Origin of the sequence: Kitasatospora sp. NPDC092039, assembly GCF_044756065.1 — a bacterium.
Classification (GTDB): Bacteria; Actinomycetota; Actinomycetes; order Streptomycetales; family Streptomycetaceae; genus Kitasatospora.
In genome coordinates this window covers 578,710-590,543 of record NZ_JBIVSD010000001.1, presented here as the reverse complement: position 1 = coordinate 590,543, position 11,834 = coordinate 578,710, and the positions used below count along the sequence as shown (strand labels likewise).

At 74.2% G+C, this 11,834-nt stretch carries 11 protein-coding genes; 4 read left to right on the top strand and 7 right to left on the bottom strand.

The window, feature by feature from the left end; translation table 11 throughout:
- The first annotated feature begins 23 nt into the window (after positions 1-23).
- The gene (locus tag ACIQI7_RS02605; protein WP_401104171.1) at positions 24-890 is read left to right on the top strand and encodes a GNAT family N-acetyltransferase; all 867 of its coding nucleotides are present in this window, start codon (positions 24-26) and stop codon (positions 888-890) included.
- A gap of 207 nt (positions 891-1,097) precedes the next feature.
- Here ACIQI7_RS02605 and ACIQI7_RS02600 read toward each other — a convergent pair whose 3' ends face one another.
- Positions 1,098-2,087: a zinc metalloprotease gene (locus tag ACIQI7_RS02600; protein ID WP_401104168.1), complete on the bottom strand. Its 990-nt coding sequence runs from the start codon at positions 2,085-2,087 to the stop codon at positions 1,098-1,100.
- Between the two features lie 453 nt (positions 2,088-2,540).
- Here ACIQI7_RS02600 and ACIQI7_RS02595 point away from each other — a divergent pair, with 453 nt between their 5' ends.
- The gene (locus tag ACIQI7_RS02595) at positions 2,541-4,727 is read left to right on the top strand and encodes an SdrD B-like domain-containing protein (RefSeq protein ID WP_401104165.1); all 2,187 of its coding nucleotides are present in this window, start codon (positions 2,541-2,543) and stop codon (positions 4,725-4,727) included.
- A 108-nt stretch (positions 4,728-4,835) separates the two neighbouring features.
- Here the strand turns inward: ACIQI7_RS02595 and ACIQI7_RS02590 are convergent, their stop codons facing one another.
- The 5 genes from ACIQI7_RS02590 to ACIQI7_RS02570 form a co-directional block, all read right to left on the bottom strand.
- Entirely contained in the window at positions 4,836-6,572 is a 1,737-nt protein-coding gene (locus ACIQI7_RS02590; RefSeq protein ID WP_401104162.1) for a leucine-rich repeat domain-containing protein, read from the bottom strand.
- 121 nt (positions 6,573-6,693) lie between these two features.
- Positions 6,694-6,828, bottom strand: a complete 135-nt coding sequence (locus ACIQI7_RS02585; protein ID WP_401104159.1) for a hypothetical protein — start codon at positions 6,826-6,828, stop codon at positions 6,694-6,696.
- A 150-nt stretch (positions 6,829-6,978) separates the two neighbouring features.
- Positions 6,979-7,833 (bottom strand): phosphotransferase family protein, encoded by an 855-nt coding sequence (locus ACIQI7_RS02580; protein WP_401104156.1) that lies wholly within the window; start codon positions 7,831-7,833, stop codon positions 6,979-6,981.
- A 117-nt stretch (positions 7,834-7,950) separates the two neighbouring features.
- The gene (locus tag ACIQI7_RS02575; protein WP_401104153.1) at positions 7,951-8,439 is read right to left on the bottom strand and encodes an isochorismatase family protein; all 489 of its coding nucleotides are present in this window, start codon (positions 8,437-8,439) and stop codon (positions 7,951-7,953) included.
- A 123-nt stretch (positions 8,440-8,562) separates the two neighbouring features.
- Positions 8,563-9,372, bottom strand: a complete 810-nt coding sequence (locus ACIQI7_RS02570; RefSeq protein ID WP_401104150.1) for a nucleotidyltransferase domain-containing protein — start codon at positions 9,370-9,372, stop codon at positions 8,563-8,565.
- Between the two features lie 120 nt (positions 9,373-9,492).
- Between ACIQI7_RS02570 and ACIQI7_RS02565 the strand changes: the two genes are divergently transcribed.
- On the top strand, positions 9,493-9,915 hold the full coding sequence (locus ACIQI7_RS02565) for a DUF4259 domain-containing protein (RefSeq protein ID WP_401104147.1): 423 nt from the start codon (positions 9,493-9,495) through the stop codon (positions 9,913-9,915).
- Positions 9,916-9,937: 22 nt separating this feature from the next.
- Here ACIQI7_RS02565 and ACIQI7_RS02560 read toward each other — a convergent pair whose 3' ends face one another.
- Positions 9,938-11,197 carry an MFS transporter gene (locus ACIQI7_RS02560; RefSeq protein ID WP_401104145.1) on the bottom strand — a complete coding sequence of 420 codons (1,260 nt, stop codon included), beginning with the start codon at positions 11,195-11,197 and terminating at the stop codon, positions 9,938-9,940.
- A 141-nt stretch (positions 11,198-11,338) separates the two neighbouring features.
- Between ACIQI7_RS02560 and ACIQI7_RS02555 the strand changes: the two genes are divergently transcribed.
- Positions 11,339-11,782 (top strand): winged helix-turn-helix transcriptional regulator, encoded by a 444-nt coding sequence (locus tag ACIQI7_RS02555; RefSeq protein WP_401104142.1) that lies wholly within the window; start codon positions 11,339-11,341, stop codon positions 11,780-11,782.
- Positions 11,783-11,834: the final 52 nt, after the last annotated feature.

Here is an 11,834-nt window from a genome sequence, read left to right as displayed (position 1 = left end):
GCGATGGGGTGGGATGCGGGGACATGACGATCGTTTTGAACGAACCCGGCGTCGACGGGCTGACCGCGGCCGTGGACGCGCTCCGCGCATGGCAGGACGACCGGACGCCGCTGCAACTCCACCCGGGGGATCTCGGCTGGGCCTGGGCGCTGGGCGCGGAGAGGCTCGCCGCGGCCGTCCGCACCTGGAGCGCGGACGGGCGGATCGTCGCCGTCGGATACCTGGACGGCCCCGACGTGCTGCGCCTGACGACCGCGCCGGACCTGCGACAGGACGAGGACCTGGCCCGTCGGTTGGCGGCGGACCTCGATGATCCGGCGCGCGGGGTCCTGCCGCCCGGGAAGGTCGGCCTGGAGGTCCCCGACGGCGCACGCCTCCGTGAGGTCCTCTCGGAGGCGGGCTGGCAGCCGGACGAGCCGTGGACGCCGTTGCGCCGCGACCTCTCCGAGCCGGTGGAGGGCTCCGGCCTGCGGATCGAGGTGGCTGGTCCCGAGACGGCGGAGGTGCGCACCGCGGTGCACCGCTCGGCGTTCGGCAGCCCGAGGTTCACCGAGGAGGTCTGGCACGTCCTCGCCGCCGGACCGGTCTACGCCGACGCCCGCTGCCTGGTCGGCTACGACGACCGGGGCGACGCGGTGGCCGCGGTGACGGTCTGGTCGGCCGGCCCCGGCCGGCCGGGCCTGCTGGAGCCGGTGGGCGTCCACGCCGACCATCGCGGACGCGGCCACGGCGCCGCGATCTGCGTCGCCGCCGCTGCCGCGCTGCGGGGCATGGGGGCGTCGAGCGCGCTCGTCTGCACCCCGAGTTCGAACGCCGCCGCCGTCGCCGCCTACCGGGCGGCGGGGTTCGAACCGTCGCCCGAGCGCCTGGACCTCGGCCGACCCGCCTGAAGACGTCCAGGCGGCGGTACCCCGGTGCGTTCGTGCCGGGCGAGCCGCCGGCGCGGTCGAGGCCTGGGCGGGAACAGGAGTACCGGCGGGTGCGCGGCGTCATCGCCACGCACCCGCCGGTGTCTGGGGCGCCTGGCCGACCACGTCGGTGACGGCCAAAGGGCGGCGGTCGCCGGATCGGTGCGGACCGCCGGACCGGGTCCGGCGTCAGGCCCGGTAGGCGGCCCAGGCGCTGGACATCCGGGCGACCTGACCCGGGGTGAACTGGGTCATGCAGGAGTCGTAGGTGTAGTCCATGAAGTTGTGGATCGGGTCGACTCCGGTGGCGGTGCAGGTGTCCCGGCCGGCCGGGCACTGGTAGGCGGCGCTCTTCTCGGCCGGGGTGTCGGAGACGTAGTCGCCCTGGCCGCCGCAGCCGCCCTGGAAGGTGTGGTACAGGCCGAGCCAGTGGCCGACCTCGTGGGTGGCGGTGTCGCCCTCGTTGTAGTTGGCGGACGAGCCGCCGGGGAACGAGCTGTCGAGGATGACCACGCCGTCGTCGGTCGGGTTGGACTGGTAGCTGCTCGGGAACGTCGCCCAGCCGAGCAGCGACTGCCCGAGCTTGGCGGTGTAGAGGTTGAGGGCGTTGGCACCGCCCTTGCGCAGCGTGCTCTTCATCGACTTCTCGGCGGTGGAGCCCGGTGTGACGCCGCTGTACCAGGTCGCGTTGTCGGTGTAGTCGGTGGAGACCAGCTGGAACTGGAACTGGCTGGGGGTGTTGCCCGCGCCCTGGCCGCTGTAGGCCGCGTTGAGGACGGCTATCTGCTTGGTGATGTCGGTGGCCGTCAGCTTGCCGGTGGTCCCGGAGTGGACGACGTGCACGTACACCGGGATGGTGGTGGCCGTCAGCGTGCCGGGGGCGAGGTCGCCGCCCTGGGCGGAGTTCGCCAGCCGGGAGACGCGGGCCTTGAGGTCCGCGTCCATCGCCTTGGCCTGCGCGTCGGTGACGGCGTTGGGCTCCTGGCCACCGGGGCTGCCGGCGGGCTTGCGGGCCGCGGCGTCGTCGTGGCCCGCCGCCTCGACGCACTCCGTGGAGGCCGCGGCGGTGGTGGCCGTGGAGGGGGCGGCGAACTGGGTGAGGCCGAGGGCTGCGACCAGTGCCGCGGCACTGAGGAGTCTGCCGGCGGCACGCGAGGGGACGCGAACGGAACGACGCATCTGCGCTCCTGGGGGAGTCGTGGGGGACGGCGGCCGAGGGGGACCGCCGGGCCAAGGCTACGCAGAGGCGCGTGTACGCGTCAGACCCGTTCCGGTCTGGAGGTTCTGACGGCAAATCGGACATAATCCGGAAGTTCTGGTGCCCCGACCCGGCCGCACATGGAGCATCTCCCGTCATGCGTGCGCGCGGTACCGGCTTCGGAATGTCCGAAAGTCGTCGCTCCCGCCGCCCGGCCCGTCCGCCCGGCCGGTCCGCCCGTGGACTCGTGAGGTCGCGCGTGTGCGGTCGCACTTGTGAGGTCGCATCCGAACTTGTTGCGATTTCCGGCCCGTTCTCCGTCACACACACCGGTGAATGTGCCCGGAAGCGCGGGCGTGGACGAGCGGCCGCCGCTCTCCTGGGGGTCCTGTCCGGATCGGGCGTCCGCCCGTCGATCACGAGAGTGGGGCCCAGTGGGGAAGAGAAGACGAAGGACGGGCGTCGCGCGGGCCGCGGTGCTCGGCGTCGTGCTGACCGGCAGCGGGCTGCTGTCGGCGCCGGAGGCGTTCCCGCAGAGCGCGGACGGGACGGTGACGGTGCGGGTGGTCCGGGCGGTGGACGCCTCGGGCGCGTGGACGCCCGCGCTGGAGCCGGGGCTGCCGGGGGTGAAGGTGACGCTCACCGGCGGGGGCCGGGTCCACGTCGAGGGCACCACGGCGGCCGACGGGACGGTGACGCTCGCGCCGCCGCCGCGGAGCCGGGAGCACGGCGGCACCTACCGGGTGCGGGTGGTGAACCCGAAGCCGGGCGTGCTGTTCCCCGCCTTCGCCTCGCGGCAGGGGCTGGCCGGCGGGCCCGGCCTGTTGAGCTCGAACGAGGAGTTCGTCGACCTCTCCGACGGCGCGGACGTCTCGTACACCACGGGGCTGTGGAGCCCCGGTGACTACTGCCAGAAGAACGCGCCCGTGGTGACGGCCTGTCAGAACACCGCCTGGCAGGGCGGTGGGCAGCGCACGCTGGTGTCGTTCCCGTACGGTGCGCACGGCCAGGCCGGCGTGGACGTGGACGTCGCCGACATCGCCACCGCGGCGCAGACCGGCACGCTGTTCGGCGTCGCGTGGAACAGGACCGACCGGCGGGTGTTCTCGTCGGCGGCGGCCAAGCGCACCACGGCCTACGGCCCGGGCGGCCCCGGCGGGATCTACCTGACCGACCCGGCGCAGCGGAGGACCACGCTGTTCACCACCGTCCCGGACGCCGGAGGCACGGCGCACGGGCCGGGGGCGGACGAGGCGTTCCTGGCGGTGCCGGGCAAGGAGAGCCTCGGCGGGCTGAAGGTGACGGACGACGGCCGGGACCTGTTCGTCGTCAACCTCAACGACCGCCGCCTGTACCGCTACGACGCCACGGTGGCGAGCGCGCCGGCGCCGAAGGCCGTCTATGCCGTCCCGGATCCGGGCTGCCCCTCGGCCGGGGACTGGCGCCCCTTCGGTCTGGGCCTCCAGGACGGGACCGGCTACCTGGGCGGTGTCTGCTCGGGCGAGTCGACGGGCCGGGCGGCGGACCTGCGAGCGGTCGTGCTGCCCTTCGACCCGGCCACCGGCCGGTTCGGCCCGGCCGTGCTGGACCAGCCGCTGGACTACCCGCGCGGGTCGACGGTCGGCGCGGGCCCGTGCGACGGCGCGGGCTGGTTCCCGTGGACGGACACCTACCCGGTCGTGCAGAACGGCCAGGCCTGCTCGGGCTTCCGCGCCCAGCCGGAGCCGGAGTTGGCGGAGGTCGGCTTCGAGACGGACGGATCGATGCTGCTGGCCTTCCGCGACCGCCTCGCGGACCGGGCGGCCGGCCAGGCGGCGGCGGGCGGCGCGATCGGCGAGGTCCTGTCGGGCGGGGACCTGAACAAGGCCTGCCCGGCGGCGGACGGCGGCTACGTGATGGACACCAACGGCGGCTGCGGGCTCCCGCCCCGGGGCAACCGCTTCTTCGACACCAGCCGGATGGGCTTCCACCGCAACGCTGCCTACGCCGGGATGGCGCTGTCCAAGGTGGAGACCACCGTCGGGATCTCCGGCTTCGACCCGAACAGCACGGCGTTCGGCTACGGCACGTCGTTCCTGCGGCGGGCGGACGGCGGACAGGACCCGGTGTCCGGGCTGCGGCTCAACCCGCCGGACGTCCCCGCGCCGTTCGGCAAGGGCGCCTCGATGGGCGACCTCGAGGTGCTCTGCGACCGGGCGCCGCTGCAGATCGGCAACCGGGTCTGGTACGACCCCGAGCGCACGGGCGTCCAGCGGCCGGGCCAGCAACCGGTGCCGGGCGCGACCGTCCACCTGTACGACGGGGCGGGCACGCTCGTCGGGACGGCGCGGACGACGGCGCGCGGCGAGTACTACTTCGACGACTCGAACGTGGACGGCGGCCTCAGGCCGCACACGGAGTACACGATCCGGCTGGACGAACCGTCCGACTACGCAGAGGGCGGTCCGCTGCACCGGTGGGTGCCCACCAGGCGCGGCGTCGGTGACGATCCCTTCATCGACTCCGACGGCGCCGCCCCGCCGGGCGGACGGTACCCCGGGCGGGCGCTGACCACCGGCGGGCCTGGCGAGAACGACCACACCCTCGACTTCGGGTTCCGGCGTTGCGGGTGCGGCCACTGACGCAGGGCGTGCGCGGCCGGGACGGGGCCACGGTGATCGCGGACACGACGACCACGGACACGGTGGCCGCGGAGCTGTGATCACGGACGTGGTGCTCCGCGACCGCGCCTAGCCCTGGAAGTCGATCCGGGCGGTCGGGTGCGCGGCGGTGATCCGGTCGCGGACCGTCTGCGGAAGCCGGTTGTACCGCAGGTCGACCACCGCCAGGTCGGGGAGCGTGTCGAAATCGGCCGGCAGGTCCCTGAGTTCGTTGGAGGACATGTCGACGGTCCGCAGCCGGCGGAACGTCCCGATCCCGGTGAAGTGCTCGGGCCCGGGCTTGTGGCGCTTGGTGTTCCGGCACCACCGGTCGATCCGGAGCTCCTCCAGCCCGGCCAGCTCCATGGCGAACAGCTCCCGCAGGAAGACGTGCCCCGGCTCGGGGGCGCTGAAGCGGCTGGTGTGCCCGCTGAAGCCGAGGACCCGCAGGGCGGGCAGGCGGCCGAGGTCCGGCAGCGGGTCGCGCACCAGGCCGAGGCTGCCGCCGAGGTCGAGCTCCTCGAGCCGGGTCAGCCGGAGCAGGCTGTCGGGGACGGTGTCGAAGAAGTTGTCGCTCAGGTCGAGCCGCCGCAGGTTCGGGAAGGTGGTGACGGCCTCGGGGAAGGTCCGCAGGCGGCCGTGAGTCATGGACACCTCCTCGATGCCGGTCAGGCCGTGCGCGGAGTCGGGGAACACGACGTCGGTCACGTCGGCGACCAGCTTCCGCAGCGCGACCAGACCGCCGAAGGTGTCCGGCAGGACGAACCGCGTCATCTCGGGGAGGTCCCACTCGGTCGTCGTCGCACCGGTGGTGACGGACAGGTAGGAGATGTCGAGTTCCTCCAGGGCGGTGAGCCGGCCGACAGCGGCCGGCAGGGAGAACTCGACCGTGACCCCGTCCGGGTCCCGGTTGCCGGCGACGCACAGCACCCGGAGCGCGGCCAGGTCGCCGACCGACTCCGGCAGGGCGGTCAGTCCGCAGTAGCGCACCGACAGGTGCTCCAGCCGGGTGAGCGTCCCGAGCGCCTCGGGCAGCTCGCCGATCGGGTTGCCGTCCAGGATCAGGGTGCGCAGCCACGGCATCCGGAGCACCTCGGCCGGGAACGCCCGGAGTCTGCGATCGGTCAGGTCGAGGTGCTCCACCCGGTCGGCCAGGGCCCGGGACAGGACGTCGCCGGCCGACTCGGCCGCCGACCGGGCTCCGGGCCGAAGGACCGGGATCCCGGCCCGCAGCCGGTCCAGGAAGGCGTCGACGTCCAGGCAGTGGTCCTCCGCGTCGACGACCTCGGGCACGAACGCCTCGGCGATGCCGTCCCCGACGGCGAAGTCGGCGTCGTCGTCATCGCCGTGGTTGTCCACCCAGCGTGCGCCGGGGGCGGAGAGCTCCATGTGGTGGTCGGAGTAGATCACCCAAGGGGTCTCGACGATCCCGGCCACCAGGGAGCCGTGGTTGTAGTAGCCGTGGACCAGGTGGGTGAAGGCGCCGTCGTGGATGTGGATCTCCGCCTCGCCGCCCTCCAGGGTCTCCGCCTCGGTGCGACCGCCGACGTAGAGCCCGGGCCGGTCGTCGTAGAGCGCGATCCGGCCGTCGACCGTCAGGTCGCCGGTGACCACGATCAACTCGATGTCGCCCTCGGCGTCCCCGCCGCGCAGTTCGTCGACGGCGGCCAGGAAGTCCCCGTCGAGGGTGAGGTCGCCGTCGAAGAACAGCACCTTCCGGTAACCGGGCGACGCTCCGGCCCCCTCGAACACGGTGGACAACGCGCCGCCCAGACGGGCGTCGGCATCGGCGTAGGACAGGGACGCGGGAACGGCGGACGTCGGCATGCGGCCGAGCATAGGTCCGCGCTGTGACAGCCGTGCCGGACCGTCCGGAGCCGGAGCCGGAGCCGGAGCCGGAGCCGGCGCCCTCGCCGGCGGGCGGCCGGGTGGCCTCGGCCGACCGCGCTCAGAGCCAGCCCCGGCGCTCCGAGAGCCAGTTGAGGACGACCTCGCCGGACCAGGTCTGGTGGCCGCGCAGCGCAGGCGAGCCGACCGGCGGGGGCTGGGCGCCGGAGCGCAGGAAGAGCCCGGCGAGGGCCACCAGGGCGTGTCTGACAATTCCCGCCGGGTGCGCGACGCCGGGGCACGCACCTCGCCGCGTTGTCGTCGGTCGCCAATGCTCCGCAGTGGCTCCCTCCTCCGCCTTGCGATGCACGCACCCCAACGCCGCGCCCTGATCCGACGCGAATTGTCAGACACGCCCTAACACGGCGTCCAGCTGTTCGGGGGCGACGCCACGGGCGGTGGGGTGTTCGGCGAACAGCCGGGAGGCGTCGTGGCCGTCCGCGTGGGCGGTGGCGAGCAGTACCGTGAGGTCGATCCAACTCGGGCCGAGGCAGGGCCAGTTCCAGTCGCAGACCCAGGTGCGGCCGCGTCCGTCGAAGAGCACGTTGTCGCGGCGCAGGTCGAAGTGGAGGACGGAGTCGCCGGCGGCCGCCGGTGCCCAGCCGCTCTCCAGCTCGGCGAGCGGTTCGATCAGCCTCCTGGGGAACCACTGAGGCAGGTCGTCGGCCCGCTCCCCGGCGGCCAGTCGGCGCCAGCCGTCGAGCGACCGCTGCTCGGCGAACGGCTTGAGCCCGATGTCGAGCAGGGCGCGGTTCGGGTGCTCCAGCTCCCGCGCGATCGCCGTCCAGGTGTCGAGGACGGCGGCGAGTTCGGCGGGGCGCCACGGGTCGGCGGGCATCCGCGCGGCGTCGACCGCGTCCAGCCCGAGGACCACCCAGCCGTCCTCCTCGTCCAGCCAGCGCAGCCGGGGCGCGGGCACGTCGGCGGGCAGCGCCCGGTTGATCAGGGCCTCCCGCCGGTAGCAGTCGGCGATGACCGGGTCGCTCGCGCTGTTGGCGGCCTTCACGAACCGCGGCCCCCGCGGGCCGTACAGGACGGCCGCGAAGCCCGGCGTGAACCCGCTGCCCGCGCTCGGCCCGGCCACCACCCGGCCACCGAGCCGCCGCTCGACCGACGAGCGGACACCGTCCGGCAGTTGCGACCAACGCGGCCGGACGGCGGTGGCGCCGGCGGACGGCTTCGGCGTGCGGGTGCTGGGCATGCGCACCATGCTGCCGCGCCCGCGGGGCGGTCCGCCAGCGAGATTCCGCGCAGGACGGCGGCCGCGTGGCGTCCCGAGGCGGGTCGGTACCTGCCGGACCGGCTCGCCGGACCGGTGTCAGCTGTAGTCGGCGGTGTTCCGCACCTCGCCGAAGCGCGGGAAGACCCGTTCCACGGCGAACTCGTGCTCGTCCGCGGCCAGTCCGGACATCGCGTCGGCCACGAACTCCAGTTCGTAGCCGTGGTCCGCCGCGGCCCGCGCGGTGGACTCGACGCCCATCGTGGTGACCAGTCCGGCGATCACCAGGGTGTCCGCACCGAGTTCGCGCAACCGCTCGTCCAGGTCGGTGCCGTAGAAGGCGCCGATGGTGCGCTTGACCACCACGACGTCGCCGTCGTGCACCAGGCCGTCGGCGAAGTCGCTGCCCGGCGGCTGCTCGGCGACGTTCGGGCGCTCCACCCGGACCAGCACCACCGGCCGCCCGCTCGCCCGGAAGGACTCGGCCAACTCTCGGCAGCGGGCGAGCACTTCGTCACCGGTGTGCGGGGCGAGGGGGAGGGCGATGATGCGCGGCATCAGGTCGACGAGGATCAGTGCGGAGGTCATGACGAACGATCGTAGGGCCTCGGGCGGGCCGGGAGCCGGGGCGCCCGTCACCAGCCGGTGGGTGCTCGGCGGCGCGGACGGCTGTCCGGCCGGCCCTGGTGGACCGGCGGTGCTCCGGCGCCGTCATGGGCGGGGCGCCTTCACGCCGTGGACGGCGGCGTACTCGGCGGCGAGCCAGGGGCCCAGGTCGTCGATGAGTACGGCCAGGGCGGCGCGGTCGGGGGTGGGGGTGCGGGCGGTGTCGGCGGCCAGGCGCAACTGGGCGGCGCGGTCCGGGTAGTAGCCGGCGAAGGCCTCGGCGGAGGTGGCGAGGTCGCTCGTCCAGCCGCCCCAGCGGGGCATGACCAGGGTGAAGCCGGTGCGGACCAGGCGGCGGGAGACGACGCGGGCGAGGCGGCGCAGGTCTGCCTCGGTACGGGCGGTGGCCAGGCGTTCACGCCAGTGCGGGAGGGCCAGGGCGAGGTCGCCGTTGGTCTCCCGGGCGAGCAGTGAGGTGGGGCGGTAGCGGGGCAGCCGGAGGGCGAGGTCCTCGCCGAGCAGCGGGGTGCAGAGGCAGGCGACGAACCAGCCCAGGTCGTGGCGCTCCAGCTCGCTGAGCAGTGTGCCGGTGCCGGAGAGCAGCACGCCGACGCCGTCCACCTGGGCGAACCCGGCGTCGAGCGAGGCTTCCAGGGCGTCGGCGGCCGCCCGGTCCGCGGCGGTCGGGTCGTGGTGCAGGGCGAGCAGCAGGTCGAGGTCGGAGACGCCGGGGGTCGCGGTGCCGCGCGGGATGCTGCCGTAGAGGTAGGCGCTGTGCAGCCGCTCCGGGCCGAAGGCCCCGCTGATCCGCTCGCGGGCGGCGGTGACCACCGGCGCGAACGCCGGCGGCACCCGGTCGAGCGAGCCCTCCCGTGCGATGTACCCGTCCCGGTCGAGCCCCTGCGTGGTCGTCATGACCGTACGATGCCCCATCACTGCCGCGCTGACCAGCGGATATCCGTCGGCCCGGCGGATTGTCAGTGGGGTGTGCAAGCATCCGTCGCACACGAACACCAGCGGCGTGAGGGGATCGGCATGGGCACCTGGGACATCGGGCACTTCGACAACGACACGGCGGCGGACTTCGGCGGCGGCCTGGACGACGCGGCGCCGGGCGAGCGCGAGGCGCTGCTGCGGTCGGCGCTGTTGTGCGCCGTCCGGGCGGAGGTCTTCCTGGACTCGGACGAGGCGGGCGAGGCGGTCGCCGCCGCCGCGCTGGTGGCGGCGCAGTGCCCCGGCGGGGCGGCGGTGACCACGGCCTACGGCCCCAGGGAGCCGCTGCCGCCGCTCGCCGCGGAGCTGCGCCCGCTCGCGGTGCAGGCGCTCGACCGGGTGGTCGCGGAGGAGTCGGAGCTCGCCGAGCTGTGGGACGAGACGGCGGAGGGCCCGGCGTGGCGGGAGGGCATACGGGTGCTGCGCCAGGTCCTCGCCACGGCCGCGCCGGGGGAGGGGAGTTGAGCGGTGCGGAGCCGAGCGGTCGTCACCGGCGGGCCGCCGCCCACCAGTAGCCGAGCGCGGTGAGGCTGGTGGCGGCGCCGAGCAGGCAGACGGCCGTCCAGCCGCCGTGGTCGTAGACGACGGTGGACAGGATGGCGCCCGCGCCGCACCCGGCGGAGTAGAGCAGCATGTAGCCGGCGGTCAGGCGGCTCTGCGCCTCGGGTCGGACTTGGTAGAGGAGGTGCTGGTTGGCGACGTGGACGGACTGCAGGCCGTAGTCGATCACGACCATGGCGAGCACCAGCCACCAGACCGAGTGCGGCAGCAGGGCGGCCGGGAGCCAGCCGACCAGCATCGCCGACAAGCCGGTTCCGGCGGTGCGTTCGGCCCGGCCGCGGTCGGCCTGGCGGCCGGCGTACCCGGCGCCGAGGGCTCCGGCGGCGCCGGCGAGGCCGAGGAGCCCGATCTGGGTGTGGCTGAGGTCGAAGGGCGGTGCGGCGAGCGGGAGCACCATCGGGGTGAGCAGCACGGTGATGGAGGTGAAGCTGAGCAGCGCGAGGACGGCCCGGACGCGGAGCACGCGCTCCTGGGCGAAGAGCACGAACACCGAGCCGACCAGGCGCGGGTAGCCGGTCCGTTCGGCCGTCCGGTGCCGCTCGGACGGGACGGCGGCCGCGACGGCGAGGGCCATGGCGGCGGTCGCGACGGCGGAGGCGACGTAGACGGCGCGCCAGCCGGCCAGGTCGCCGATGGTTCCGGCGACGGTGCGGGCGAGCAGGATGCCGACCACGATGCCGCTGGTCACGGTGCCGACCACCCGGCCCTGGTCGCCCGGCGCGGCGAGTTGGGCGGAGTAGGCGACGACCACCTGGGCGACGACCGCGAGGACGCCGACGGCGGCCATCGCGGCGAGCAGCAGCGGAGCGGAGGGGGCGACTGCGACGGCGAGGAGGGCGAGGACGGACAGCCCGAGCTGGGCGGTGATCAGGATGCGGCGGTTGACGTGGTCGCCGAGCGGCACGAGCAGCAGCAGGCCCAGGGCATAGCCCGTCTGGGTGAGGGTGCCGACCAGGCCGATGGTGGCCGGGTCGATGCCGTGGTCCCGGGCGATCAGGTCGAGCAGCGGTTGCGAGTAGTAGACGTTGGCGACGGCGAGGCCGCAGGCGACGGAGAGCAGCCAGGCGACGACGGGTGACAGGCCGCGCGGTGGGGCCCCGGAGGTGGTCCCCGACGTGGCGGACGCGGCAGCCGTCTCGGAGGTGTCGGAGGTGGCGGAGGCGGTGGTGCGGGCGGGAGAGGTCATCGGCGGGCTCCCTCGAAGGGCACGGTGGTTTCAAAGTGCTACCACGACACCCTGGCATACCCTGGTTTCAATAAGCAACCACGACGTGATCGGTACGCTGGGCGCCGACCGGAGACAGGCGACAGCCGAGAGGTGGGAGAAGTGCCGAAACGCACCACGCACGAGGAATCGGCCTGCCCGGTCGCCCGTCCGCTCGATGTCGTGGGCGACGGGTGGACGCTGCTGATCGTCCGTGACGCCTTCGACGGGCTGCGCCGCTTCGGGCAGTTCCAGAAGAACCTCGGCCTGGCCAAGAACATCCTGTCCTCCCGCCTGGCCAACCTGGTCGCCAACGGCGTGTTCGACCTCGCGCCGGCCGCCGACGGCAGCCCCTACCAGGAGTACGTGCTCACAGAGAAGGGCCGCGCGCTGTTCCCGGTGATCACGGCGCTGCGGCAATGGGGTGACCAGTGGTTCTTCCAGGAGGGCGAGCCCCGGGCGCGCCTGGTGGACCGCGAGTCCGGCGCGCCCGTCGCGCCGGTCGAGGTGCGCTCGGCGGACGGCCGGGTGCTCGGGCCCGAGGACGCGCGGGTGCTGCTTCCCTGAGGCGCGCCGCTGCCACCGGCCGGGTGGCGGCCGGTGGCAGCGGGGGCGGGGT

Coding starts and splice junctions, on each gene's coding strand:
- ACIQI7_RS02600 (WP_401104168.1), bottom strand. CDS start 2,087: ATGCGTCGTTCCGTTCGCGTCCCCTCGCGTGCCGCCGGCAGACTCCTC.
- ACIQI7_RS02560 (WP_401104145.1), bottom strand. CDS start 11,197: ATGACCTCTCCCGCCCGCACCACCGCCTCCGCCACCTCCGACACCTCC.
- ACIQI7_RS02570 (WP_401104150.1), bottom strand. CDS start 9,372: ATGACGACCACGCAGGGGCTCGACCGGGACGGGTACATCGCACGGGAG.
- ACIQI7_RS02580 (WP_401104156.1), bottom strand. CDS start 7,833: ATGCCCAGCACCCGCACGCCGAAGCCGTCCGCCGGCGCCACCGCCGTC.
- ACIQI7_RS02565 (WP_401104147.1), top strand. CDS start 9,493: ATGGGCACCTGGGACATCGGGCACTTCGACAACGACACGGCGGCGGAC.
- ACIQI7_RS02605 (WP_401104171.1), top strand. CDS start 24: ATGACGATCGTTTTGAACGAACCCGGCGTCGACGGGCTGACCGCGGCC.
- ACIQI7_RS02590 (WP_401104162.1), bottom strand. CDS start 6,572: ATGCCGACGTCCGCCGTTCCCGCGTCCCTGTCCTACGCCGATGCCGAC.
- ACIQI7_RS02575 (WP_401104153.1), bottom strand. CDS start 8,439: ATGACCTCCGCACTGATCCTCGTCGACCTGATGCCGCGCATCATCGCC.